18 protein-coding genes and 1 tRNA gene are annotated in these 23,519 nt (G+C 65.2%); 6 read left to right on the forward strand and 13 right to left on the reverse strand.

Features of this window, described 5'->3' with window-relative positions; translation table 11 throughout:
• Positions 1-261: 261 nt before the first annotated feature.
• From AC1DQQ_RS04295 to AC1DQQ_RS04320, 6 genes are all read right to left on the reverse strand, one after another.
• Positions 262-2,283 carry a glycoside hydrolase family 97 protein gene (locus AC1DQQ_RS04295; protein ID WP_478044350.1) on the reverse strand — a complete coding sequence of 674 codons (2,022 nt, stop codon included), beginning with the start codon at positions 2,281-2,283 and terminating at the stop codon, positions 262-264.
• Entirely contained in the window at positions 2,280-3,332 is a 1,053-nt protein-coding gene (locus tag AC1DQQ_RS04300; protein WP_478044352.1) for a cupin-like domain-containing protein, read from the reverse strand. Before AC1DQQ_RS04300 ends, AC1DQQ_RS04295 begins: the two co-directional genes overlap by 4 nt.
• Positions 3,325-4,806, reverse strand: a complete 1,482-nt coding sequence (locus tag AC1DQQ_RS04305) for a tryptophan 7-halogenase (RefSeq protein ID WP_478044353.1) — start codon at positions 4,804-4,806, stop codon at positions 3,325-3,327. The genes AC1DQQ_RS04300 and AC1DQQ_RS04305 overlap by 8 nt, the downstream gene beginning before the upstream one ends.
• On the reverse strand, positions 4,803-6,356 hold the full coding sequence (locus AC1DQQ_RS04310; RefSeq protein WP_478044354.1) for a tryptophan halogenase family protein: 1,554 nt from the start codon (positions 6,354-6,356) through the stop codon (positions 4,803-4,805). The genes AC1DQQ_RS04305 and AC1DQQ_RS04310 overlap by 4 nt, the downstream gene beginning before the upstream one ends.
• Positions 6,357-6,427: 71 nt before the next feature.
• Positions 6,428-9,844: a TonB-dependent receptor gene (locus AC1DQQ_RS04315; RefSeq protein WP_478044355.1), complete on the reverse strand. Its 3,417-nt coding sequence runs from the start codon at positions 9,842-9,844 to the stop codon at positions 6,428-6,430.
• A gap of 333 nt (positions 9,845-10,177) precedes the next feature.
• Positions 10,178-11,701, reverse strand: a complete 1,524-nt coding sequence (locus AC1DQQ_RS04320; RefSeq protein WP_478040577.1) for an MFS transporter — start codon at positions 11,699-11,701, stop codon at positions 10,178-10,180.
• Between the two features lie 54 nt (positions 11,702-11,755).
• Between AC1DQQ_RS04320 and AC1DQQ_RS04325 the strand changes: the two genes are divergently transcribed.
• Entirely contained in the window at positions 11,756-12,772 is a 1,017-nt protein-coding gene (locus tag AC1DQQ_RS04325) for a LacI family DNA-binding transcriptional regulator (protein WP_478029017.1), read from the forward strand.
• Positions 12,773-12,893: 121 nt separating this feature from the next.
• Here AC1DQQ_RS04325 and AC1DQQ_RS04330 read toward each other — a convergent pair.
• The 5 genes from AC1DQQ_RS04330 to AC1DQQ_RS04350 all read right to left on the reverse strand — a co-directional run bounded on the left by AC1DQQ_RS04330 (position 12,894) and on the right by AC1DQQ_RS04350 (position 17,520).
• Positions 12,894-12,968 (reverse strand) — tRNA-Glu (locus tag AC1DQQ_RS04330).
• Between the two features lie 72 nt (positions 12,969-13,040).
• Positions 13,041-14,795 carry a single-stranded-DNA-specific exonuclease RecJ gene (recJ, locus tag AC1DQQ_RS04335; protein WP_478044357.1) on the reverse strand — a complete coding sequence of 585 codons (1,755 nt, stop codon included), beginning with the start codon at positions 14,793-14,795 and terminating at the stop codon, positions 13,041-13,043.
• 376 nt (positions 14,796-15,171) lie between these two features.
• Positions 15,172-15,855: a prolyl hydroxylase family protein gene (locus AC1DQQ_RS04340; RefSeq protein WP_066816337.1), complete on the reverse strand. Its 684-nt coding sequence runs from the start codon at positions 15,853-15,855 to the stop codon at positions 15,172-15,174.
• 83 nt (positions 15,856-15,938) lie between these two features.
• Positions 15,939-16,871, reverse strand: coding sequence for an RcnB family protein (locus AC1DQQ_RS04345; protein WP_478040579.1), 933 nt, complete (start codon positions 16,869-16,871; stop codon positions 15,939-15,941).
• A gap of 109 nt (positions 16,872-16,980) precedes the next feature.
• Positions 16,981-17,520: a (2Fe-2S)-binding protein gene (locus AC1DQQ_RS04350; RefSeq protein WP_478040580.1), complete on the reverse strand. Its 540-nt coding sequence runs from the start codon at positions 17,518-17,520 to the stop codon at positions 16,981-16,983.
• A 77-nt stretch (positions 17,521-17,597) separates the two neighbouring features.
• Here AC1DQQ_RS04350 and AC1DQQ_RS04355 point away from each other — a divergent pair, with 77 nt between their 5' ends.
• From AC1DQQ_RS04355 to AC1DQQ_RS04365, 3 genes are all read left to right on the forward strand, one after another.
• On the forward strand, positions 17,598-18,398 hold the full coding sequence (locus AC1DQQ_RS04355) for a DODA-type extradiol aromatic ring-opening family dioxygenase (protein ID WP_478040581.1): 801 nt from the start codon (positions 17,598-17,600) through the stop codon (positions 18,396-18,398).
• A gap of 107 nt (positions 18,399-18,505) precedes the next feature.
• Positions 18,506-19,804 (forward strand): sugar MFS transporter, encoded by a 1,299-nt coding sequence (locus AC1DQQ_RS04360; RefSeq protein ID WP_478040582.1) that lies wholly within the window; start codon positions 18,506-18,508, stop codon positions 19,802-19,804.
• A 55-nt stretch (positions 19,805-19,859) separates the two neighbouring features.
• The gene (locus AC1DQQ_RS04365) at positions 19,860-20,243 is read left to right on the forward strand and encodes a protease inhibitor I42 family protein (protein WP_478029019.1); all 384 of its coding nucleotides are present in this window, start codon (positions 19,860-19,862) and stop codon (positions 20,241-20,243) included.
• Positions 20,244-20,261: 18 nt separating this feature from the next.
• Here AC1DQQ_RS04365 and AC1DQQ_RS04370 read toward each other — a convergent pair whose 3' ends face one another.
• The gene (locus tag AC1DQQ_RS04370; protein ID WP_478028644.1) at positions 20,262-20,453 is read right to left on the reverse strand and encodes a hypothetical protein; all 192 of its coding nucleotides are present in this window, start codon (positions 20,451-20,453) and stop codon (positions 20,262-20,264) included.
• Positions 20,454-20,562: 109 nt separating this feature from the next.
• Entirely contained in the window at positions 20,563-21,747 is a 1,185-nt protein-coding gene (locus tag AC1DQQ_RS04375) for an acyl-CoA dehydrogenase (RefSeq protein WP_478040583.1), read from the reverse strand.
• A 60-nt stretch (positions 21,748-21,807) separates the two neighbouring features.
• On the opposite strand from AC1DQQ_RS04375, the gene AC1DQQ_RS04380 reads away from it, so the two are divergent.
• Together AC1DQQ_RS04380 and AC1DQQ_RS04385 are read left to right on the forward strand one after the other, a co-directional pair.
• Positions 21,808-22,620 (forward strand): HpcH/HpaI aldolase/citrate lyase family protein, encoded by an 813-nt coding sequence (locus AC1DQQ_RS04380; protein ID WP_478040584.1) that lies wholly within the window; start codon positions 21,808-21,810, stop codon positions 22,618-22,620.
• A complete protein-coding gene (locus AC1DQQ_RS04385; protein ID WP_478040585.1) occupies positions 22,617-23,492 on the forward strand; it encodes an ROK family protein in 876 nt (291 codons plus the stop codon). The genes AC1DQQ_RS04380 and AC1DQQ_RS04385 overlap by 4 nt, the downstream gene beginning before the upstream one ends.
• Positions 23,493-23,519: the final 27 nt, after the last annotated feature.

The raw sequence follows: 23,519 nt of genomic DNA on the forward strand, positions 1-23,519 counted from the left end.
GGGCGCGAATCTGATTTGGTTGGGCAATAATGCCCAGCTTACCCGACCAAGCATTAGAATGGAGCGGCTGGCACGGCGGTTCCGAACATCGTGGGACGCTCTTTGGCCAGGTGATAGCTTTCGGCCAGTGCGTCGGTCTGCAGCCCTTCGATCAGAACGCTGACTGCCACGAGCCCGCGAGAAACCGAGCCGGTGTCAGCAATGCGCTGTAAGCCGATTCCCGGGAGTGAAAACTGACACAGCGTCCGACGATCGCGGGCGTTATTCGATTAGGCGAAACCTTATCGCCGTACCACCGCCGGGTGCGAGGTCGAGCGGCAGCACGTCCGTCCACCTCACGATCTTCTTCTCGATCGTGATAGGCAGCGGATTGACGCGGTAATCGGCGTCTGGCCCGTCACGATAAATCTGGGCCTCGTACTTCCTCCCAGGCGCCAGGAAGGAGAGCGGCTGCTTGAGCGATCGCGCATTCTCGTCGGTGATCGCGCCCAGGAACCAATCCTGTCCATGGCGCGACCGGCGCGCGACGACGACGTAATCGCCGATCTCTGATTGCAAGGTTTTTGACGTCTCCCAATCGGTCGGCACGTCGCGGATGAACTGGAACGCGCCCAGATTCTTCTCGTAATTTTCGGGCAAATCCGCGGCCATCTGGATCGGGCTGTAGAGCACGACATATTCGGCCAATTGCGTCGCCAAGGTCGATTGTACCCGCCGCGTCACATCGTCCTTGCCGTGCGCGACGTCGAAGATGCCGGGGGTGAAATCCATCGGTCCGCCAAGCATCCGCGTAAACGGAAGGATGGTCAGATGCTCGGGCGGATTGGTCGGCACCCCCCAGGCATTGTATTCCTGGCCGCGCGCGCCTTCGCGGGCGACCATATTGGGCCAGGTGCGGCGCAGGCCGGTGTCCTTGACCGGCTCGTGCGCATCGATCGCGATGCGATATTTGGCGGCGGTTTGCGCGACGAGCAGATTGTGGCGCACCATGAATTGGCCGGCGAACCACTCGCCCTTGCCGTCGCGGTCGAGGATGTCGCCGGCATGGCGGACATAGCCGGTCTTCACCGCATGCACGCCATAGCTGTTGTAGAACTTCATCGCGTCGTCGAGCTGGTTCTCGTAATTGATCACCGCGCCGCCGGTCTCATTATGCCCGATCAGCTCGACGCCCTTCGACTTGGCGTAAGCAGTGATCGCGGCGATGTCGAAATCGGGATAGGGTTTGGTGAAGCTGAACTTGTCGCCATTGGTGATCCAGTCGCCGTCCCAGCCGAGGTTCCAGCCTTCGACGAGCACGCCGCTGAAGCCGTATTTGGCGGCGAAATCGATATAGCGTTCGACGTTCGCGGTGGTCGCGCCGTGACGCATCCCGCTGCCCCAGGTGGTCTTGTCGAGATGCATTTCCCACCACACGCCGACATATTTGCCGGGGGTGAACCACTTCTGGATGTCGGGGATCTTGCTCGGCTCGTTGAGGTTGAGCTCGATCCGGCTATCGGCCAGCGCGCCCGGCGTTTCGCCGATCAGCACCGTCCGCCACGGCGTGGTGAAAGCGCCGTTCTTCTTCGCCAAGGTGCCGTCGGGCCATGGCATCAGCCAGGCGGTCAGCGTGCCTTCGCCATTGCCCTGGAGCAGCATCGACGGGAAATCGATCATCGCCGCTTCGTGGAACGACAAATAGAGGCCGTTGGCGCCCTTCATCGTCAGCGGCGTTTCGGCCAAAGTGATGCGGCGCGCGTCGGTCTGGGTGTAGAGATATTCGTCGCGTTCCTGGCCCAGCCCTTGATACCACCAGGCCTGATAGGCGCCGAGCGTGTGGAATTGCGTCCGCTCGGCCGTGACCGCGACTTTCTGCCCGGCCGGGATGCCGGCATAATCGTAGCGGAAGCCGACACCGTCATCGAACAACCGGAACGTGACGTCGACCGCCTTGTTGAGCGCGGTGTCGCCATTGAGCGTCACGGTCAATTGAGTGTGGTTGTCGCGGATCACCCGCTGCTCGCCCCACGGCTGTTCCCAGTTCGTGTCCGACGCGGCACGGCGCGGATTGCCGATCGCGGTGTAGCGCGCGGCGGGCTCGCCCTTGAACGTCAGGCCGAGCTCGGACGGCGCGAGTACGACCGCGCCCTTGCGCGTGACCTCGTACAGGGCCTGGCCGTTGTCGACCCATACACAGACCTCGATGACCTTGCCCGGCGATTGCGCGCATTCGCGCGTGGCGGCCGCGGCGGAAGCGGTCCAGCCGAGCGCGGCGATCAGGGCAAGCGAACGAAGGATCATCGGGTCTTTCCTTGGGGAGAGTCAGGAGATTTGAGGCTGGCGGCGCGAAGCTGCTGGCGCAGCGCCGCGCGGGCGGACGGGGACATCGGAGCGAGCGGCCCCTGCAACGGAGCGGGGATATGCGAGAGGACGTCACCGCGCTCGGCGAAGACGTAGGCCGCGATCATCTCGCGCCAATAATCGCGCTCGCCCGGCGGCAAATCGCGGAACGCGAGCAGCGCGGTCAGGAAGGCATGGTTCGGCGCGTCGCTACCGCCCCACCAGTAATTGACCATCGCATTGTACGGATCGAGCGAGGTGACATGGTGCCGCCAATAGCGCGGCATGAAGAGCGCTTCGCCCGGCTCGAGAAACGCGACGCGCGCGGCGGCGATGGCGTCGGCGTAGCGCGGGAAGCGCACGAGGTCGGGCGCCTCGGGGTCGACTAGTGACAAAGGCGGCGGATTGTCGGGCGGGCCGATATAGAGGTTGCTCACCTGCTCGGGCGGGAACAGCACGAAGCGGCGGCGCCCGGCGATATTGCAGGCGAGGTTGTGGTCGCGGTCGTTATGCGTCCGCGTATGCACCGCGCCGCCCAGCCATAGCCGCGGGCCGATCCCGGGCAGCAGCGGCATCGGATTGTGCTCGATGAAATCCGGCATCGCCTGGTCGAGCCGCAGCATCTGGATCGCCAGGGTCGGCGCGTCGGGCTGGCCGATCAGGCTCTCGATTCGGTCGAGCGTGGCGCCGAGCGATGCCTGGCGCTTGGTGAAAGTGAATTCGCGCAGATCGGGGCCATAAGCGAACTGGCCCTTATGCCGCGCGGGCGCTTCCATCACCGGCACCGGCGCGCCGCGATCCAGGCGGCGGAAATAGGCGTCGAGCGTCGTCGTCCCCTGCATCCCCGCTGCGAGCGCGGGCCAGGTGTCGAACAGGCGCTGGACAATGACCGGCTCGCCCGCGGCGACGATCGCGGCGAAGTCCTCCGCGCCGGTGACGCTGCGCTTCTCGACACGCGGCAGACTGTCGAGCGCGGCCGGATCGCGCGCCAGGCGGATGGGCTCAACCATTGGCCATGCCCAATGCCTGAGCATGCGTAGGCTGGCGCAACACCGCGTCCTTGACGAACCCGAGCATGGTCCGGAACTGCGCCTTGACCGTGTCGGGCGCCGTCGCGTCGATTCGCGGCGGATAGCTTTCGGGCGTGACCCCCAATCCGATCAGCAGCGCCCGCCAATTGTCGGTCGGGATGCTGTCATCCTCCATCGGCGACACGTCGCCCCGCGCGCGGAAAGTCGCGACGATATGCGTGAGTTCGGGCGGCGGCGGCGCGGCGCGGCCGGTATCCCAGAACAGCCCGGGATAGGGCGCGAGCGCATAGAAGGCGGCCTGATAGTCGCGCAGCCGCTCGAACGACGAGCGCATCAGGCGGTTGTATTCGTCACGGCTCGGCGCGGTGTCCTGCCCGGCCGGGAAATAGGTCAGCAAGGTGATCAACCCGAGCTGGACCGCGTGGAGGTCGAGATTGTGGATCGGGTCGAGCGCGCAGGCCGCGCTGCCGATCGCGACGCAATTCTGCGCCCAGGCCTGCCCGCGCCGCCCGGGATCGGAGGGGCGCAGGATCGGATCGGCGAGCGACAGCCCGGCCGCGGCGCCGAGCCGGCCCAGCGCGTCCTCGGGCTCGGTAAGCGCGCTCGAGAAAGCGTGGATGACATGGGTCGCTGCCTGGGTCGGGTAGAGTGCGGCCCAGCCCGGATGCCAGGCGCGTAGTTCGGCATAGGTCGGGATCGGCGCGAAGGGCTGCGCGCGGGCCGCGAACACGCGGTCGGCCGGGAAGTGCGCGCGCCAGCTTTGCTGTTCGATCCCGAGCGTCTTGCCGATCAATGCCGCGTCGCTGCCGGTCGCGTCGACGAACAGCTCGCCCGCGACGCGCTCGCCATCGGCGACCAATGCGATGATGTCGCCGTCGTTGCCGCGCTCGATCGCGATATGGTTGGCGGTCCGCATCGCCACGCCGATCCGCGCCGCGACGCTCTTCAACCCGGCGGCATAAGCAATGGCGGGCAAATGATAGCCGTAATCGGCGCGGCCATAGGCCTCGCTCGCTTCGTCGGGAATCATCACCCGGCCCTGGCGCGCGGCGGCGGCGGTCAGCGAGAATTGCTCGAGGGGGACGTCGAGCCCGAGCCCGCGCGCCTTCACCCAGTAAGCGAAGAAGTCGTTGCCCTCGATCGGCATGCCATAGGCACCATAGGCATTGAGGAAAGGTCCGTGGCCGCCGAGCATGTCGCGGATATTCTGGCCGAGCGAGAAGGCGCCGCCGGTCGCGCGGAGCAGCCCGGCTTCGTCGAGCCGCAACCTGGTGTGGAGCGCCTCGATCCCCGGCAATGTCGCATAGACGTCGCTGACGTGGAGCAGACTCGGCAGCTCGATCGCGGTGACCGCGACGCCGGCGGGCTTGAGCGCCGCCTGGAGCACGCTCGCGGCGAGCCATAGTGGCGCATCGCGGCCGAGCAGGACGAGGTTCTGGATGCGCGCGCTCATGCTGCCGGCTCCAGCACGGGGGCGGGGCAATAGGATCGGATGAAGTCGCCATGCGCGGTCATGTCGGCGGCGTTGACCTCGATCCGGTATTTGAGGTCGGCGAGCTTGGCTGCGAGATCGTCGAGCGGGACTGCCTCGGCCAGCGGATTCCAGGCGGCGGGTAGCACGCCCTGGCCGACCAGCACCGCAAGCCAGCTGTCGCGCGAGAACAGGCCGTAACGGTAATCGGGCGCGGCGGCCGAGGCGCGGAACAAGGCGATCTTATGTGCCAGGCTCTCGGGCAGCTCCATATTGCGGACATGATCCCACAATGGCTGCCCGTGCCGGCGGTTGGCGGTGTAATGGAGCACCAGGAAATCGCGGGTGCGGTCGTAATGCACCTCGAACAATCGGTTGAACTCGGCTGCGAGCCGCGGATCGATTCCGCTGCGGTGCGTCGGCATCAGCCCGATCAGATCCATCACCGCGGCCTGGATCAGGAAGATCGAGGTGGATTCTAGCGGCTCCAGAAAACCACTGGCGAGCCCGACCGCGACGCAATTGCCCGCCCAGGCGGCGGCGCGGCGCCCGGCCTGGAAGCGCAGCAGCCGCGGCTCGGCGAGCGGCGGCACGTCGAGCGCGCCGAGCAGCACGTCGCGCGCGTGCTCCTCATCGGTGAAGTGGCTCGAAAAGACATAGCCGTTGCCGGTGCGGTGCTGCAGCCCGATCCGCCACGTCCATCCTGCCTCCTGCGCGGTCAGCCGGGTGAAGGGGAGCAGCGGCTCGGTGCGCATGTTGGGCACGGCCAGCGCGCGGTCGCAGGGCAGCCAATGGCTCCAATCCTGCCAGCCGACCTCCATCGTCCCGCCGACCAGCAGCGAGCGGAAACCCGAGCAATCGACGAACAGGTCGCCGGCGATCGCCGTGCCTGAGGCGAGCGTCAGCGACGCGACATGGCCAGTGGCAGTATCGCGCGCGACATCGACTACTTTGCCCTCGATCCGCGTGACCCCGAGCGGCATGGCCCAGCGGCGCAGGAATTGCGCGTAGAGCGCGGCGTCGAAATGATAGGCGTAAGCGTAGGTCGCGCGGATCGACTTCGGGTCTTCGTTGGGGAATTCGAACGCGTTGTTGCGGCACGCGGCGATCGCGAACGAATAATCGTGCAGTTCGGAGGCACGGCCGGCGGCGTGCGCGCGAGCCCAATGGTGCTGGAAATCGACCCCCGCCCAGGGCTCGCCGAATGTGCCGAACGGATGGACGTAGCGCTCGCCGGGCTGGTCCCAGCCGACGAACTCGATACCGATTTTGAACGCGGCCTGGGTCTCGCGCATGAACTGCGCCTCGTCGATCCCCAGCGTATCGTTGAACACCTTGATATGCGGCAGCGTGGCTTCGCCGACGCCGACCGTGCCGATCTCATCCGATTCGATCAGCGTGATGGCATAGTCCTGCCTGGGCAGCAGCTTGACCAGCGCCGATGCCGCCATCCAGCCGGCGGTGCCGCCGCCGACGATCACCACCTTCAATGGATCGGGCTTCAGCGATTCTGGTTCTGGTGCCGGCGCCATGATGGTTTTCCCTCACAAAAATTGGGCGCCACCGTCATTGGAAGGGTGGCGGTAGCGCCCAGTGGAGGAAATCAGAACTTGAACCGGCCGCCAACCGAGAAGCGGCGGTCGACCACGCCCCAATTGGCATCCATGAACACCGGCTTGGCGCCCGGCGTCGCCTTGGAGTCGCCGAAGATCTGCTGCTGGTAGACCGTCCGGGTGTTGAGCAGGTTCGAGCCTTCGACCAGGAACTCGAAATTCTTGACCACCGACACGCGCAGCGATCCGTCGAGGAACCCGGCGGCTTTCTGGAACACCGGCAGGCCGACGCAGCAGTCGAGGTTGTTGGTCAGGAAGCGCGACCGCCAATTGTACGCGACGCGGAGCGCGACCGGGCCCTTTTCGTACAGGCCGACCAGGTTGAACGAATGTTTCGAAATCCCCGCCAGCATGTGCGAGTCGATCACCGCGCCGCGCCCGCCGCTGACGTCGAGCCCCGCGCCCTGGCCGCCGGTGCCGCCGGCATCGAGCGCACCCACCGCGATCAGGTTCGAATTGTTGATCCCCGATTGCGAGACGAAAGTATAATTGGCCTGGATGCCCAGACCCGACAATAGGCCGGGCAGGAAATCGAAGAACGTCTGGTAACCGACCTCGAACCCCTTGAGCTCGCCCCCGCTCTTTTCGTTGCGAGGGCCGCGCAGCAGCACCGTCTGGGTCGATCCGTTATTCGTGAACTGGCGCTCGAACTGGCCGTACGAGATCGCATTGTGCAGTTTCTTGTAGAACAGATCGACCGTGAACGAGGACGACTTGCCCATATAGCGTTCGAAGGTGAGGTCGAACTGGTCGGCGGTCATCGGCTTCAACCCGGCATAGCCAGACTCAGCGTTGAACACGAAATTGTAGCCAGTGACGTTGGCGGCAACGTGTGCCGCCGTTGGCGAGTTATAAACGATGTACGGCGAGTCCGGCCCGGTGTTGATGATCGGCGAATTGATCGACACGAAGTTCCTGAGCAGCCCGAAATCGGGCCGTGACAAGCCGCGCGAATAACCGAAGCGGATATAGGTCTTGGAGTCGAGGCCGAACCGGACGTTAAAGCTCGGCAGCACGTTGGTGTAGGACGCCTTGAGCGTGTTGGCCGATCCGCCGCCAGCTGCGAAGGCCAGGACTTGCGGCGTCAAATAGCAACTTGGCTGCACGATCGCGGTACCGGACACCGGTGTCGCGCAGGACGGCAACAGGTTGAGCGCGGTGCTGGTCGGATAGGCGACCGCGCCGTTACTCGTCACTTCGGTGCGGATTACGCGGACCCCGATATTGCCCTTGATGCGAACGCCGCCGCCGAAGATCGGCTGGTCGCCGCCGAAATTGAGCATGGCATAAGCCGCTTTGGTCCGTTCGGACGTCCTGGTCACTTCCGACGGCGTGAAGCAATTGTCGACCGTCGCCTCGGGCCGGTCGCAAATCGCGGTATAGCCGGGCGCGATCGGCGAATTGGTGGTGGCGCCGCTCAATGACTGGAGCAGCTTGGGGAAGTTCTGCAGCGTGTCGCGGTTCAGATAGACCAGCGGGCCATTGTTATAGGCGCTGCCATTGTAGAAATTGCTGCCCAGGCTGGTCGATTCCCAGATGCCCGCGCCATAACCCTTGAAGTTCGAATTGCACGCCGCGGCCGGATTGGGAGTCGTGTTGTCGGCGTTGAAGCCGGCACCGTTGCAATTCCAGCTGGCTGCGATCGGGGTCCAATTGAAGGTCGAATAGCGGACCGTCTGGTTGCGATCGGCGTAGCGCACGCCGACCTTGAGCGAGTCGAGCCAGCCGCCCTTGTCGAAATCGTACTGCAGGTCGCCCTTGAACGCCCATTCGTCGGCGTCATTGTCCTCGACATGCCCCTGGATGAACGGGATCCAGTAATTGTGCGGATTGGCCAGGCCGCCGGCGGCGTAATTGACGTTCGATCCGGGCAGCAGCTTGATCTCCGGCGCGTTGCCGTCGGTCAGGCTGTATTGATAATTGGCCATCGATCCGACCGCGACCAGGATGTCGTTATTGTTGGTCGACGCGGTGATGCGCTGGCCGTCGAGCGTCAGCTTGAGGTTGTCGGTGATCTTCCAGTCGATATTGGCCGAGAAGTCCTGCGTGCCTTCGCTATGGTCGAAATTGCGCGCCTCGTTCTGGAAATAGAGACCGTCGCGGACCGTGGTGCAATGACCCGTGCCGCAATTGTTGACGAACGGCTGGCCGGGTACCGCCGAGCCCGTATTGATCGCGTCTTGGTCGTTGCCGCTCCAGCTTCCGTTCCAACTGCCATGACCCTGGGTCAGCACGCCCGATCGCAGCATGCCGTTCGAGCCAAAGACCAGCGCTCCGCTCCCGTCGGCCGCGCCGAGGATCGTCGAGCTGCGCGGGTTGAACGCCGGCGTGCCGTAGGCATTGCCCTCCAAAATCGCGTGTGAAGCGCGTTCGAGCCAGGCGTTGTGATATTTTGAATCGGTATATTGCACGGTCAGCAGGAAACGTTCGGACTTGTCCTGGAACTGGCCGGCAAGCGCGATGCCGCGCCGCGTGCGGTCATAATCGACCTGCGAATAGCGGATGCCGTCGGGGGCATATGCCCAGCCGGTGCCGCCGAACGGATTGGCGGTACAGCCGATCGCGCCGTCCGACCCGACATTGGCGGTGCCGTCGGGCTTGAACGCACCTGCCGAACAATAGGTGTCGATCTTGTCGAAGATCACGCTTTCGGTCCGCGTGATCACATGGCTGCGTGCGAAGTCGGCGAGGAAGCCGAACTTGCCGATCTCGGTGTCGAACGTGTCGCTGATCAGCGCCGAATATTCGCCGGTCCACTTTTTCGAGCGGTCGCCATAATCGGCCTTGGCGTTGCCGGTGACGACCAGCCCGTTCTGGTCGAACGGCAGACGTGTGCGCAGGTCGACGGTGCCGGCGATACCGCCCTCGATCATGTCGGCGGTCAAATTCTTGTAGACATCGACGCGCGACATCAGTTCGGGCGAGATGTCGTTGAAGTTGAGCCCGCGCGCGGCGTCGGCGGAGAAACTGTCACGGCCGTTGAACTCGGTGCGGACCTGGGTCAGGCCGCGGACCAGCACGCCGGCGGCTTCACCCGAGGGGTGGGTCGAATCGTCGGTCGACTGCAGCCGCGAAACGGTGATGCCGGGAACGCGCGAGAGCGCGCCCGACACCGACGTGTCGGGGAAGGCGCCGATATCGGTCGCGCTGATCGAATCGACGATCGTCGCCGCATTGCGCTTGGTCTCGGCCGCATCGCCGAGCGCGCGGCGCACACCGACGATCAGGATGTCGTTATCGTCCGCGGCCGAAGAGCCACTATCCGCTTGCGGCGCCGCGGTCGGGCTGGTGGCGGCTTCCGGCGCAGTCTGCGCTTGCGCGCCAGTCGCGGCGAACATCGCCAGCGTCATCAGCGAGGTGCCGCTCCACAGAAGGCCGCGGCTACGGCTCGAACCCAGTTGCTTCATCGATCACTCCCCTAATGCACGCCCCTCATGCGGAGGCTTTATCCCGTTGCTCGCGCGGCCGAGCTGCATGCCCGGCGCGCGGCGCGAATCACCTTCTGTGGAATTCCTGCGGCGCGTCGTCGCGTGCCATCTGCCCCTTCATCCCTCCTGCGCGGCCCGGCTTTGTGCGGCGCGCGCGACTCCATCGATTGCAATTTAATGCAACGATTTGCGCTTTGTTGCGTAGATTTTCACGACGCGCAAGCGCTGTTTTACGGCGTAGTCACTAGCGAGTCGCTAAATTCCGGAGAGTGTTACGCAAATTCATCCATGCAAAATTTGCATAAACCGTTTTCAAGATTCGGGGATGAAGAGTGCGGCCAGCGCCGCGGCCGCCATCGCCGCCGCCGCCAGTCCCAGAGCGAGGATCGCCTGATTGCCGAGCCAATGGTGGACGATCGCGCCGAGCAGGGTCGCCGCGAAAAGCTGGGGCAGCACCAGGAACATATTGTGGATGCCCATATAGACGCCCATTTTCCGGGGCGGCACCGCGCTGGCGAGCATCGCATAAGGCAGCGACAGGATTGCCGCCCAGGCGCAGCCGATGCCGATTGTCGGCAGCCACAGCAAATAGGGATCGTCGACCAGCACGAACCCGGCTAGCCCCAGCGCACCGAGCGCGAGGCTGAGCGTATAGACGTTGCGGCGACCGATCCGCGCGGCGAGCGAGGGCAAAGCCAGCGCCGCGATCGCCGCCACGCCGTTATAGCCGGCGAACAATATGCCCACCCAATCGGCACCAGCATTGTACGCCGCCGAGCTCGCGTCGGCAGTGTGGTAATGGTGTGCTGCGACCGCCGGGACGGTGTAGATCCACATCGCGAACAAGGCGGTCCAGGTGAAGAATTGGACCAGCGCGAGGTGCCGCAGCACGCGCGGCATGTGCAATATGTCCTCGACGATCTCGAACACGCCGAGCGAATGCCGTCCGCCGCGCCGCATCGCCACCGCGGCGAGTTGCGCAAGGCCGAACACGAAGGCGATCGCGGCAAGCACGTAGATTTCGCGCTCGAGCTGCTCTGCGAACGCGAAGCCGGCGATCGCGCCGCCGCCGAGCATCCACAATGTTCCACTACGCGCCAGCGTCGCAGCGCCAGTCGTGCTCGGCACCGCATGGTCGACCAGATCGGGCGCGTCGGCGGCAAGGCTTTCGGGCGGGCGTTCGGTCGTGGTGGCGACCGTCCAGGCGACCGCCGTGAGCAGCCCGACCGCGCCGATATAGAAGGTCAGCCGGACCGAAGGCGGCAGCACGCCGGGGGGAGCGGTCGCGGCGACGCCGAACCAATGGGTCAGGATCCAGGGCAGCGCCGAGGCGAACACCGCGCCCGCGCCGATGAAGAACACCTGGACCGCGAACCCTTCGGTGCGCTGATCTTCCGGCAAGGCGTCGGCGACGAGCGCCCGGAACGGCTCGGCGGCGACGTTGATCGAGGCGGTGAGCAGCCACAGAGCGAGGCTGGCGGTCCAGATGCTGGCGGCATTGGGCATCGCGACGAGCGCGATCGCGGTCAGGATCGATCCCGCCAGCAGGAACGGCCGCCGCCGCCCGAGCGGCCCCCAGGTGCGGTCGCTCCAATGCCCGATCAGCGGCTGGACGAGCAGCCCGGTGATCGGCGCCGCGATCCACAGGATCGGCAATTGGTCGAGCTGGGCACCGAGCGTCTGGAAGATCCGGCTGGTGCTGCCGTTCTGCAATCCCCAGACGATCTGCACCCCGAACAGGCCGCAGCACATGTTCCAGATTTGCCCGATCGTCAGCCGCGGCCGCCGCGTCGGCGCCGGTGGTGAAATGCCCGCGTCCCCCTCGTTCGCTTGCAAAACCTGCCCTTCGCTCCTTAAGTCGGCGCCGGTTAGCGGGTCAGCTTGAGCGTAATGGGCACCAACAGCAACAACAATACAACGCTGCAAGACCTCGCCAAACTGGCGGGCGTCTCGGTGTCGACGGTGTCGCGCGCGCTCAACGACGAGCCGGTGATCAGCGCCAAGACCAAGCAGCGCATCTGGGCGCTGGCGCGCGAGCACGATTATCCATTCCGCCATTACATGCCCGCAGCACCAATCGGTGCCGAGGGATCGATCGCGATCGTCACCCCGCACATGCGCGGCCGGCCCGTGCCGCTGACTCACCCATTCTTCCTCGAGCTGATCGCGCAGATCGGCGAGGCGGCGCGCGCGCGGTCGTGCGACTTCATCGTCAGCCACACCTCGCCGGAAAATTATGACGACCTTGTCCATGCCGTGACCACTAGCCGCGCCAGCGGGGTGATCTTCCTGGGCCAAGGGATGCTCCACGATCAGCTCAACCAGCTCGCGACCTCGACCAATGGGCATTTCGTGGTGTGGGGCGCGCATATGCCGGGGCAGAAATATTGCTCGGTTGGGTCGGACAATATGCTCGGCGGCCGGCGCGCGACGTCGCACTTGGCGCGCATGGGACGGCGCAACATCATGTTCCTCGGCGGCAGCGACCCCGAGGCGCTACAACGCCGCCGCGGCTATATGGAGGGCGTGAAGGAAAGCGGGCTGGAGGCCGACCCCAATTTAATCGTCTCAGTCGAATTCGAGCTCGAAGCTGCCGAGGCGGCCGTGGCGCGGCTGCTCCATCGTGGTGTGGTGTTCGACGGCATCGTCGCGACGAGCGACTTGATCGCGTTGGGCGCGATCCGCGCGATCAAGCGCGCGGGGCGCGACGTGCCAGGCGACGTGTCCGTGGTCGGGTATGATGACATGTTGCTCAGCCGGCTGAGCACGCCAACGCTGAGCACCATCCGCCAGGACACTGCTGAAGCGGGACGCTTGCTGGTTTCCCGCATACTCGATTTCTCCCCGGATCATTTGCCAGTTCACCTGCCGACCGACCTGATCGTGCGCGAATCCTGTGGCGGGTGACGACGTCGCTATGACCTGAGCGCTGTCGGGCGGGCGGCTGTGCCTTTCCCGTCGCCGCCTGCCGATAACCGGTACGCCGCCTCAATGCGGGTCTCGATATCGCTATTTCTCGTGGAAAGTTTGGTGACCCCTACGGGAATCGAACCCGTGTTTCAGCCGTGAAAGGGCCGCGTCCTAACCGCTAGACGAAGGGGCCGAGCGTGTCGGCGCGGGGGAGCGGTTAGGGAAAGCGAGGCGATCGGTCAAGCGTTGTGCGCGTTTGTCGCGCTCAATCCGCCCAGGCGGCGTCATCGAGATGCAGTTCGGCGGCGGGACGCGATCCCCAGTCGTCGACTTTGGGTCGTCCGGCGAGCCATAATTTGCGGTCTCGCGGCGCCTGTAAGAGTGTCTGGCCGAGCAACGTGTCGGCCGAGCGGAACGCCATCGCCTTGAGGCTGCGGCCATCGTCGCCGGCGACGATGGCGCGGACGTGGCCATTGCCGACCACGTCGACGCGGACGATCCGGAACGGCCCGGCGGCGACGCGCGGCGCCGGCCATCCCATGCCATAGGGGCCGCCCGCTTCCATCGTCTCGCACAGACCGGGGGTCACGCCGCCCGGCGCGAGCAGGGCATCGACCAGCAAGGCGCGGTCCTCGCGTGCCAGCGCCACCGCGGCGGCGAGACGTTCTTCGAGGAACGCGGCAAATTCGGGAATGCGATCGGCCTCGATCGTCAGCCCGGCCGCCATTGCGTGCCCGCCACCGGCGACGAGCAGGCCCATCTCCTTCGCCGCCAGCACAATGGCGCCGAGGTCGACGCCGGTAATCGATCGGCCGGATCCCTTGCCTGTGCCGGCGTCGTCTACCGCGATGACGATGGCGGGAATACCGAGCTTTTCCTTAAGCCGTCCCGCCACGATGCCGATCACGCCGGGGTGCCAGCCTCGGCCGGCGACCACGGCGACGGCGCTGCCATGGGGCAGCAGCTCGGCCTGTTCCTGAACGATCGACTCGGTCGCGCGGCGCTCCTCGTTGAGGCGGTCGAGTTCGGCAGCGATGGTGCGCGCTTCGTTGACGTCCTCGGTGGTGAGCAACCGCACGCCGAGATCGGCGCGCCCAACGCGGCCGCCCGCATTGATCCGCGGGCCCAGCGCGAAGCCGAGGTCGCTGCAAGTCGGCGCGCGGGTCAGCCGCGACGCCTCGACCAAGGCGGCAAGGCCGACATTGCCGCGCTGTGCCATCACTTTCAGCCCCTGGGCCACGAATGCGCGGTTGAGGCCCTTCAACTGCGCGACGTCGGCAACCGTGCCGAGCGCGACCAGATCGAGCAGGTCGAGCAATTTCGGTTCGGCCCGGCCGGTGAAGAAGCCGCGCCCGCGCAACTCGCGCAGCAACGCCGCGCCGAGCAGAAACGCCACCCCAACTGCCGCGAGGTGGCCGTGCGCGGCGCCATCGCCCTCATCGAGCCGATTGGGATTCACCAGAGCATGCGCATGGGGCAAAGCGGCTGCGCATTTGTGATGATCGACAACGATCACGTCGACCCCGGCCTCGCGCGCCATGTCGAGCGCTTCGAACGCCTGGGCGCCGCAATCGACCGTGACGATCAGCGTGGCGCCGCCGCCGGCGATCCGCACCAGCGCTTCACCCGATGGGCCGTACCCCTCCATCAACCGGTCCGGGATATAGGCAGCCGGCGCGAGGCCCAGGTCGCGCAGCAACCGGATCATTAGTGCCGCAGAAGTTGCGCCATCGACGTCGTAATCGCCGAATATCGTGACCTGTTCGTTCGTCTGGACGGCGTCGGCCAGGCGGCGCGCGGCTTTGTCCATGTCGTTGAAGATCGAGGGGTCGGGCATGAACCCGCGAATGCTTGGCGACCGATTGGCCTCGATCGCCTCTCGCCCCACGCCGCGCGCGAGCAGCAATTGCGTCACCAGATCGTCGGGCTGGAATCCCGGATCGCGCGCGTCGGCGGCCAAAGCGCGCCAGCGCCAGGCCTGGCCAAGAAACGATCGGGAGATGCCGGCGACATGATCCATCGCCAGCGGCTTAGCCGTGCCGGGTCCGGTAGGCTAGGCGGCTTACGGCGAGCGGTCGCCAGACGTCAAACTTGAGTGATGTGCGTGTCGGTCCGACTGCGGTCGAGTTTCCAGCCCGACAGCGTCCAAACCATCGGCCGGCCGCAACCGGCGCACTCGCCGATATATCGGCCGTCCTCAGGACGAGAACTGGCCGGGTCGCGGCGGTGCATCCCGACCGCGCACCCTAGTAATTGCCACGACATTACGCATGCACCTTGTCCCGCACGCTCCGCTAAACGAAGCCGATGCATGCGGAGTTCCGGCGCTGCGGCATTTCGCTCGCCATCGTACCCCATAAGGGGTCGCGCCCAGCGTGAGGTCCCGCGCGGTAGTCTTAATAGACCGCCCAATCGTTCTCGCGGAACCACTTGGTGATGATGTATTTGACGCCCTTCACCACCGGCATGCCTTCGTGCAGCGTCAGCGTATTGGGGCTGCCGTCTGGGTTCATGTTGTTCCAGGCGAGCAGCAGACCGCGGCGGGGCGCGACGCGCAGGCCGGCTTGCGGGAACCAGGTTGCGCCGCCTTCCTCGACATCGTTCAGATAGATCATCGCGGTCCAGGTGCGCTGGCCGCCTGTCCGCTTCATCTCGGCCCAATATTTCTGGTTTTCGTGGAAGAAATCGTGGTGCGCGCGGAAATGCTGGCCCGGTGCATAGCGCTGCCCCTGCATCGTCTCGCCTTTCGCCGGCGGAATGCCGAGCAGATTGGCGATCGAGGTGTCGATCGGTGCAACATCGGGCGAATAGCGATCCATGTCGCAGCTTTCGCTGGTCCGGAATCCGTAATCCTCGCGATCGGCCAGCAAGGTCGACGGACGGCGGTTGCCGTCGATGATCTTGATGAGCATCTCGCACTGCGCGGGGGTGAGGAAGTTCATGTAATAATAGGCTTGGGCCGCGCCGACCATCGCCGCCTGGACGTTGGGATTGGCGTCCAATCGCGCCGCCACTTCACTCCCGACGCGGCCGCGCTCCTTCGAGGTGCCGCCTGAGGGGTTCTTCTTCCTGCCGAACATGGCGCGGTTTCTTCGCGTCTCGCGCAAAAAAGGCAAGGGCCCGGAGACGAATCTCCGAACCCTTGCCCAGCGTGACGACCGTCTTACCAGAAGATGTCGTAGACTGTGTCGACAACCTCGCCGGTGTAGATATCCACCAACAGGGCGTCATTGTAATAGCGCACCCAACGATAGGGGCCGTATACATCCGGCAGGCGGTAATCGTACGGGTCGTCGATCCAATAGCTCTGGTTGAACAGGATCGAATTGAGGATCACGCCGGCCGAGAAACGGCGATAGCCATAGCTCCAGCCATAAGGCGCATAGTAACGCGGCAGCCGATAGGCGTTACGATTGTACGAGCGATAATTCTGCCAGTTGTAACGGTTGTCGTTACGCCAGCCGCGATTCCAGTTGCCGCCACGATCGCGGTCGTTGCCGCGCCAGCGATTGTCACCGCGTGCATTGCCGTTCCAGCCGCGATTGTCGTCGCGGTTACCCCGCCAGTTACGATCCTGGCGATTGTCGCCGCCGTTCCAGTTGCGGCCATCGCGACTGTCGGTGCCGCCGCGGTTGCGCCAGTCGCGATAGCTATCGCGCTGACCGTCCAGGCGCGGCGCCGGCGCCGGGGTCACGGCCCCGTTATTGCCCCCGTTGTCGCCTGCACGGTTGCCGCGATAGCCACGCCAACCGCCATTGTCCCCGCCCCAGCGGCCGCCGCGTGCCTGCGGATTGGCATTGGGCACGGCGGGCGTAGCCGCCCCGCCATTGCCGCCGCGCCAGCCGCCATTGCCGCCGCCGTTCCAGCGGGGAGCGGGGGCAGGGGCGGGCGTTGGCGCCGGAGATGCGCTGCCGCCATTGTTGCGGCCGCCATCGCCGCCACGATTGCCCCGCCAGCCGCCATGGTCGCCGCGCGATTGATTCGAGTTCGCGCCGGCGTCACCGCCGCGACCGCGCCAGCCGCGATCCTGCGCCGAGGCGATCGCGGGCGTCATTGCCGCCGCGGCCATCAGCGCGATAAGAATAGTCCTGCGCATTAAATTTCTCCACTCGCCGGCGCACATGCCGGCCCAACGATAGTCGGGTTCTAGGCGAGTCGCACTGATCCTTTCCTGAATTGGTCTGACAGCCAATTGAAAGAATCGGCTAAGGCGTCGGGGTGAGTGCGGGCACGACGCGAGCCGCGTCCTTCGGGTCGATTCCCGGTCGCGGACCGGTCGCGACGGTGTCGTCGCCGCGCTGGATGCGGCCTGCGCGCTGGATCGCCTCGACCAAGCGGGGATAGACGCCGCAGCGGCAGATATTGGCGATGCTCTGGCGGATCTGCTCCTCCGACGGGCGCGGATTGTTCCTGAGCAACACCGACGCGGCCATGATCATTCCGGGGATGCAGAAGCCGCACTGGCTGACATTCTCGGCCAGGAACGCCACCTGGATCGGATGGCTGCGATCGTGCGACAGGCCTTCGATCGTGGTGACAACACTGCCTTCGATCGATCCGATCGGCACCAGGCACGATTTCTTCGCCGCGCCGTCGACGTCGACGATGCATGAGCCGCAATGCCCGGTGCCGCAGCCATATTTGGTGCCGGTCAGGTTGGACGCGTCGCGCAATGCCCACAGCAGAGGCGTCGCCGGGTCCATGCGGTATTCGACCGGTTGATTGTTGACGGTGAACTTGGTCACGCCCGAAATGTAGGCGGAAACGCGCCGTTTCCGCTAGCGGCATTGTTGCGCGGCCGGGTCGAGGCGATATCCGCTCGATGACCTTACCCACGTTGTTCATTCCGCATGGCGGCGGCCCCTGCTTCTTCATGGACCCCGATGGCGGCCCGTCGGATCCGATGTGGCAGCCGATGGAGCATTATCTCGCCGGACTGATCGATAGCCTGCCCGAACGGCCGCGCGCGATCCTATTGGTATCGGGGCATTGGGAAGAGGACGAGATCACCGTCCATACCGGCGCGCGACCCGAGCTGTTGTTCGACTATTATGGCTTTCCCGAGCATACGTATCATTTGCGCTGGAACGCGCCGGGCGCGCCCGACGTTGCGCGACGCGCGGCAGCACTGTTGCGTGGGGCAGGTTTTACCACCCGTGAGGAAAATGCGCGCGGCTGGGATCATGGCGTGTTCATCCCGATGAAGGTCGCGGTGCCCGGTGCCGACATCCCGCTCGCGCAGATGTCGCTGCGCGCCGATCTCGATCCCGCCGACCATATCGCAATCGGGCGGGCGCTGGCCCCGTTGCGCGACGAAGGCGTGCTGATCGTCGGATCGGGGATGAGCTTTCACAATCTGCGCGCGCGCGGTTCGGCAGTTGTCGCGCCTTCGGCGGAATGGGACGCGGCGTTGACCGCGGCGGTGACAGATCCCGACCCGGTGCGCCGAGCGGAACGCGTCGCCGGTTGGCGGGCGTTGCCGCATGCGCAGTTCGCCCATCCACGCGAGGAGCATTTGCTGCCGCTGATGGTCGCATTGGGAGCGGGCGGCGACGAGAAAGCGGTCCGCGACCATGAAAGTAACGTGCTCGGCTGGGCCGTTTCGGGCTACAGATTCGGTTGAGAGCGTTCTCAATTTCCCTTCACTAGGCGATTGCGGTCGCCGCCCAGCTAGGCCATCAAGGCGCTCCAAACCGGTCTCGGGCCGGACCCCAGGGAGAGTGCTTTTTCATGGCCATGGACACGAGCGCAGCGGCGCCGGCGACGGGAGATACGCATACAGGGGTGAACGCACCCGGCCTGCAGGTGTTTGTTTTCGCGCTGTTCTTCATCTTCGGCGGCATCACCAGCCTGAACGATGTCATTATTCCGAAGCTGAAAGAGCTGTTCACGCTCAACTACACGCAGGCGATGCTGGTGCAGTTCTGCTTCTTCACGGCCTATGCCTTGATCGGCATTCCGGGCGCGATGCTGGTCAAACGGATCGGCTACATGCGCGGTGCGGCAGCCGGGTTGCTGACGATGATGGTGGGCTGCCTGTTGTTCATCCCGGCGTCCAACACCGCCACTTATGGTCTCTTCCTGTTCGCACTCTTCGTGCTCGCGACGGGCGTCGTGCTCGTCCAGATTGTCGCGAACCCGCTGATCACGTTGCTCGGCAAGCCGGAGACGGCGTCGAGCCGGCTCACTTTCGCGCAGGCGTTCAATTCGCTGGGAACGACGATCTTTCCGATCGTGGGCGCGATCTTGATTCTCGGAAGCCTCACCAAAGTCAGCGCCGCGGATCTCTCGGGCCCGGCGCTCGATGCGTATCGTACCGCCGAAAGCCAGGCGATCGTCCATGGCTATCTTGGCCTGGCGGTGGCGTTGGCGATCGTCGCGGCGGTCGTGTGGATGTTCCGGAACAAGTTGAAGGGCGAAGCGCATCAGGCGGGCAGCGGCCTTGCCGGGATCGATCTGCTGGGGCGCCCGCGTTTCGCCTTCGGCGCGTTGTGCATCTTTCTCTATGTCGGCGCCGAGGTGTCGATCGGTTCGCTGATCGTCAATTATCTCAAGCAATCCAGCGTCATGGGCCTGTCCACCGAATCGGCAGGCAAGCTGATCTTCGTCTATTGGCTGTGCGCGATGATTGGGCGTTTCATCGGCGCGGTGGTGTTGCGGTTCATCAATCCGGGCAAGGTCCTGGCGAGCGTTGCGGTGGGCGCGATCGTGCTCATCCTGGTTTCTACCCACACGACTGGCACGACGGCCGGCTACAGCTTGTTGCTGATCGGCCTGATGAACTCGATCATGTTTCCGACGATCTTCACGCTCGCCTGCGAAAAGCTGGGGGCTCGTGCGGCCGATGGCTCGGGAATCATTAACGTAGCGATTTTCGGCGGTGCGGTATTGCCGGTCGCGACCGGCTTTCTCGCCGACGCGACGGGCAGCCTTGCGCTGGCGCTGATCCTGCCGGGCGTCTGCTATGCGATCATTACGGCATTCGGCATCTATGCGCGCAACCCCGCGCAGGATTATGCCGACGCTTGATCACCCTTGCCGTGCCTCGCCGAAGCGGGGCACGGCAAACAGGAGAGGGCCGGTGATGCGAACAGGATTGTTCATGGCGATCGCGATGTCGATGGTCGCGCCCGTAGCCATCGCCGCACCCGCTGACATTCCGCTAACTGGTGCGAACGGTGGCAAGGCGACGACGCTGCGTCGCGGGCAAGCTGCCCGGGTCGAGCTGCAAACCAATGCCAGTACGGGCTATACGTGGAAGGTCGACGCCGATCGCGGGATCAGCGTCACGCTGGTGGCGGCGGTCGCGACGGTCGCCACGCGGCGTGGAATGGTCGGCGCGCCGTCGGTTGCGGCCTATCGCATCGTCGGCACCCGGCGGGGCATGTACCGGATCGTGTTCCGGTACATGCGCCCATGGGAAGGCAAGGCGGTCCGGACGCTGACGTACATCGTCCGGATCGTCTGATTCCTCGTCAGTGGATGCTCAGGCCGGCTTGGCGCCCGGTGTTCCGCATTTCACGAAATGGCCTTTGGCGTTGCGGCACTTGCCGGTGGCCGCGGGCTTGGGCTTCGGACAGGCGATGAAGTGACCCTTGGCGTCACGGCAACGGTTGGCGGCCATCGATGGCGTCGCGACCATCGCGACGGCGGCAAGCACGAAAGCGATCCGTAGCATAAACGACTTCTCCTGCCCGTGAGTGGGATTTGGAGACTGCGCGCGATGCCGACGGTCTGCAAGCTGCCTGTCGACGCGGCGCCAAGCGAGGCGTGAGGACGGACCAGGCCTAGAAAGCCGCGATCCCGGTGATCGCTCTACCGAGGATCAACGCATGGACGTCGTGTGCGCCCTCGTAGGTGTTGACCGTCTCCAGGTTCATGAGGTGGCGCATCACCTGATATTCGCCCGAAATGCCGTTGCCGCCATGCATGTCGCGGCTCATCCGCGCGATATCGAGTGCCTTGCCGACATTGTTGCGCTTGACGATCGAGATCATCTCGGGCGCGAACCGGCCCTCATCCATCAGCCGCCCGACGCGCAGCGACGCCTGCAGGCCGAGCGCGATCTCGGTTTCCATGTCGGCGAGTTTCTTCTGGAACAGCTGGTTGGCGGCGAGCGGCTTGTCGAACTGCTTGCGGTCGAGCCCGTATTGCCGTGCCGCATGCATGCAGAATTCGGCCGCGCCCAGCGACCCCCAGCTGATCCCGTAGCGCGCGCGGTTGAGGCAGCCGAAAGGTCCTTTCAGTCCTTGAACCTCGGGCAGTAGCGCCTCCTCGCCAACCTCGACCTCATCCATCATCACCATGCCGGTGATCGACGCGCGGAGGCTCAATTTGCCTTCGATCTTGGGCGCGCTGAGACCCTTCATGCCCTTTTCGAGCACGAAGCCGCGAATGCCGCCGCCATGCGCGTCGGACTTGGCCCAGATCACGAACACGTCGGCGATCGGCGAATTGGAAATCCAGGTCTTGGCGCCCGACAACGAATAACCGTCAGCGGTCTTGGTCGCGCGCGTGGTCATGCCACCCGGGTCGGAGCCCGCATCGGGCTCGGTCAGGCCGAAACAGCCGATCCATTCGCCGCTCGCCAGCCTGGGCAGATACTTATGCTTCTGCTCCTCCGAGCCGTAAGCGTAGATCGGGTACATGACGAGGCTCGACTGGACCGACATCATCGACCGATAGCCGGAATCGATCCGCTCGACCTCGCGCGCGACCAGCCCGTAGGACACGTAATTCGCGCCGACGCCGCCATATTCCTCGGGGATCGTCGGCCCGAGCAGGCCGAGCGCGCCCATCTCGCGGAAAATCTCCGGGTCGGTCGTCTCGTTGGCAAAGGCGTCGATGATGCGCGGCGCGAGCTTGTCCTGGGCATAAGCGCGCGCGGTATCGCGGATCATCCGCTCGTCCTCGCTCAACTGGTCGTCGAGCAGGAACGGATCCGCCCAATCGAAATGCGCCATGCCAGCCATGATAATCTCCTCGTCTCCCACCGCATTGTCCCGCCCGGCGGCTTGAGGCAAGGGGGTGACATGAGCTTTCGTCCCCGCCGCAGCGCGCTGTTCCTGCCCGCGAGCAATCCGCGCGCGATCGAAAAGGCGAGAGGACTCGCCGCCGATGTGGTCATCCTCGACCTGGAGGATGCCGTCGCGCCGGACGTGAAAGCCGCGGCGCGCGAGGCGGCGATAACGGCGGCCGACCAAGGGTTCGGGACGCGCGAAGTGGTGATCCGGGTGAACGGCCTCGACACCGAATGGGGAGCGGCGGACCTTGCGGCAGTGCGGGGGGCGACGGCGACCGTGTTGGTACCCAAGATACGCAATGCGGGCGACGTCGAAACATGCCGCGACCCTCTCGGCGCCGATACGCCACTTTGGGTGATGATCGAGACATGCGAGGCGCTCGGCCGGTTGCAGGATATCGCCGAGGCGGATGTGCAGGGATTCGTGCTCGGCGTGAACGATCTGGCGCTCGAGTTCGGCGCGCGGCCGGGATCGGACCGCGCCTGGCTAGCGCCGGTCCAGGCAAGCGTGCTGGCGGCGGCGCGGTCGCGGGGGCTGGTCGCGCTCGATGGGGTCTGCAACGATTTTTCGGATGATGCGCGACTCGAGGCCGAATGCGCGGCAGCGGCGGCGATGGGATATGACGGCAAGTCGCTGATCCATCCTCGTCAGATCGACATCTGCCACGCGGCATTTAGCCCCGATGCGGAGGCGATCGCATGGGCGACCCGCGTGCGCGACGCGTTCGCCGGCAGCGATGGTGGGGTGATCCAGGTCGACGGCAAGATGGTGGAAGCGCTGCACCTCGTGCAGGCGGAGCGGATTTTGGGGATGGTGTCGTGAGAATAGCAGGCGTCGAGCTCGGCGGAACCAAGTGCGTGTGCGTGTTGTCGCAGGATGGCGCGACCATCGTCGAGGCGCGGCGGGTCGACACGACCGATCCCGACACGACGATGGCGGCGATAGAGCAAGCGCTCGACCAATGGCGGGGTTTCGACGCGATCGGCATTGCGAGCTTCGGGCCGATCGGAATCGATACCACTGCGGCCAGCTATGGCCATATCACCGCGACGACCAAGCCGGGCTGGGCCAACACCGACGTCGCGGGGCGATTGCAGCGCCGCTACGGGGTCCCAACGGTCTTCCATACCGATGTCGTCGGCGCTGGCCTGGCCGAGGGCCAATGGGGTGCGGCCAAGGGGCTGCGCGACCATGCTTATATCACCATAGGCACCGGCGTCGGCGTCGGGCTGATCAGCCAGGATAAGCCGGTGGTCGGGCTGACTCACCAGGAATTGGGGCATGTCCGTCCGGTGCGGATGGCCGGCGACGATTGGTCCGGCATCTGCTCGTTTCACGGCGATTGCGTCGAGGGATTGGCGTCGGGGCCCGCGATCAAGGCACGCGCCGGCGTCGCCGCCAATGAGATTGCCGAGCATTCGCCGATCTGGCCCCAGATTGCGCATCCGATCGCGCAACTCTGCCATACGCTGGTGCTGACCGGCATTCCGCGCCGGATCGTCTTCGGCGGCGGTGTCGCGCTGGGTGTGCCCTGGCTGCTGCCGATGGTGCGTCGGATGCTGGATGAAAGCCTGGGCAGTTATGGCGATCGCTCGCTGCTCGGCGATCTCGATGCCTATATCGTCCCGGCTGCGCTCGGCGCCGAGGCGGGACCGCTGGGCGCGATCCTGCTCGGACAACACGCGCTCGGCTAGGGGCGATTCAGCGCGTCTGAACCAGAA

The sequence above is a fragment of the Sphingomonas sp. P4_G3 genome (assembly GCF_056401105.1).

Bases quoted from the DNA above. Each gene is read 5' to 3' on its own strand.
- AC1DQQ_RS04295 (WP_478044350.1), bottom strand. From the start codon at position 2,283: ATGATCCTTCGTTCGCTTGCCCTGATCGCCGCGCTCGGCTGGACCGCT.
- AC1DQQ_RS04300 (WP_478044352.1), bottom strand. From the start codon at position 3,332: ATGGTTGAGCCCATCCGCCTGGCGCGCGATCCGGCCGCGCTCGACAGT.
- AC1DQQ_RS04305 (WP_478044353.1), bottom strand. From the start codon at position 4,806: ATGAGCGCGCGCATCCAGAACCTCGTCCTGCTCGGCCGCGATGCGCCA.
- AC1DQQ_RS04310 (WP_478044354.1), bottom strand. From the start codon at position 6,356: ATGGCGCCGGCACCAGAACCAGAATCGCTGAAGCCCGATCCATTGAAG.
- AC1DQQ_RS04315 (WP_478044355.1), bottom strand. From the start codon at position 9,844: ATGAAGCAACTGGGTTCGAGCCGTAGCCGCGGCCTTCTGTGGAGCGGC.
- AC1DQQ_RS04325 (WP_478029017.1), top strand. From the start codon at position 11,756: ATGGGCACCAACAGCAACAACAATACAACGCTGCAAGACCTCGCCAAA.
- recJ (WP_478044357.1), bottom strand. From the start codon at position 14,795: ATGGATCATGTCGCCGGCATCTCCCGATCGTTTCTTGGCCAGGCCTGG.
- AC1DQQ_RS04340 (WP_066816337.1), bottom strand. From the start codon at position 15,855: ATGTTCGGCAGGAAGAAGAACCCCTCAGGCGGCACCTCGAAGGAGCGC.
- AC1DQQ_RS04345 (WP_478040579.1), bottom strand. From the start codon at position 16,871: ATGCGCAGGACTATTCTTATCGCGCTGATGGCCGCGGCGGCAATGACG.
- AC1DQQ_RS04355 (WP_478040581.1), top strand. From the start codon at position 17,598: ATGACCTTACCCACGTTGTTCATTCCGCATGGCGGCGGCCCCTGCTTC.
- AC1DQQ_RS04360 (WP_478040582.1), top strand. From the start codon at position 18,506: ATGGCCATGGACACGAGCGCAGCGGCGCCGGCGACGGGAGATACGCAT.
- AC1DQQ_RS04365 (WP_478029019.1), top strand. From the start codon at position 19,860: ATGCGAACAGGATTGTTCATGGCGATCGCGATGTCGATGGTCGCGCCC.
- AC1DQQ_RS04370 (WP_478028644.1), bottom strand. From the start codon at position 20,453: ATGCTACGGATCGCTTTCGTGCTTGCCGCCGTCGCGATGGTCGCGACG.
- AC1DQQ_RS04375 (WP_478040583.1), bottom strand. From the start codon at position 21,747: ATGGCTGGCATGGCGCATTTCGATTGGGCGGATCCGTTCCTGCTCGAC.
- AC1DQQ_RS04380 (WP_478040584.1), top strand. From the start codon at position 21,808: ATGAGCTTTCGTCCCCGCCGCAGCGCGCTGTTCCTGCCCGCGAGCAAT.